Annotated in this window: 1 protein-coding gene; it reads left to right on the top strand. The window is 59.2% G+C overall.

Annotation, left to right across the window (positions count from 1 at the left end):
- Positions 1–377: 377 nt before the first annotated feature.
- On the top strand, positions 378–1200 hold an 823-nt coding region (locus tag BZK31_RS28780), incomplete at its 3' end, for an MFS transporter (protein ID WP_083186497.1).

The raw sequence follows: 1200 nt of genomic DNA on the forward strand, positions 1-1200 counted from the left end.
CCAGCGGTTTCATCAGCGAGGTATAGAAATACATGACCCCGAACAGCACCGAAGCCAGGACCGACAGCACGACACCTTTGTACACAGCGGCCTCTTTGGGTCTTTCAAGAAAAAAGCCTGCCCCGGTTTGGGGCGAGGGTCTGCCAGTTTAGTGCGCGCGCGGGTAAAAAGCTTCCGTCAAAGCGAGAGATTGCACTGTGAAGTCAAAGCGGATTTGGGCGACTCGACCGGACCGGCGTCCAGAGTTTTGCCGTTTATCCGTGATGGCCGGGGAACGTGCTCCAATGATGTGCATCAGACATTTGGTTAATCGATCAGCTTTGCTAGGCTGTTGCGCTTGTCGGCGAACCAGACCTGGCTTTTATAAAGGAGCATGCATGACCTCTTTCAGCACCGTAGCCCAGGATGCCAAGGCTCGGGCCGAACAGTCTTCGACGCGCATTGCGTTTTTCATTGCCGGATTCAGTGTGGCTTCGTGGGCTCCTCTGGTGCCTTATGCCAAGCAGCGTATGGGGCTCGATGAAGGCACGCTGGGCTTGTTGCTGTTGTGTCTCGGTGTGGGCTCGATCATCGCCATGCCATTGGCTGGCGCTTTGGCTGCACGTTTTGGCTGTCGGCGTCTGTTGGTTATTTCGACGCTGTTGATTTGCCTGTGTCTGCCGCTGCTGGCGACGGTTTCCAGCCTGCCGTTACTGATCGCCGTGCTGTTTCTGTTCGGTGCCAGCATGGGCGGTGTGGATTGTACGGCGAACGTGCAGGCCGTGATTGTCGAGCGCGCGAGCGGCAAGACCATGATGTCGGGGTTCCACGGACTGTTCAGTCTGGGCGGGATCGTCGGCGCTGCCGGTGTCAGCGGTCTGCTCAGTCTGGGCATTTCACCGTTTGCGTCGATGCTGGTCGTAGTGGCGCTGACGCTGGCGGCACTGCTCAAGGCTGCGCCCAATCTGTTGTCGTACGGCAGCCGCTCGGACGGCCCGGCATTTGCGATCCCCCACGGTGTGGTGCTGTTCATCGGGCTGCTGTGCTTCACGGTGTTTCTCGCCGAAGGTGCGATGCTCGACTGGAGCGCAGTGTTTCTTACCTCGCTGCGCGGCGTTGAGGCGTCTTACGCAGGGCTGGGCTATGCAGTGTTCGCCGTGACCATGACCCTGGGGCGACTGTTTGGCGATGCGATCGTACGGCGGGTCGGTTCCAATCGGG

The organism is Pseudomonas floridensis (genome assembly GCF_002087235.1).
Classification (GTDB): domain Bacteria; phylum Pseudomonadota; class Gammaproteobacteria; order Pseudomonadales; family Pseudomonadaceae; genus Aquipseudomonas; species Aquipseudomonas floridensis.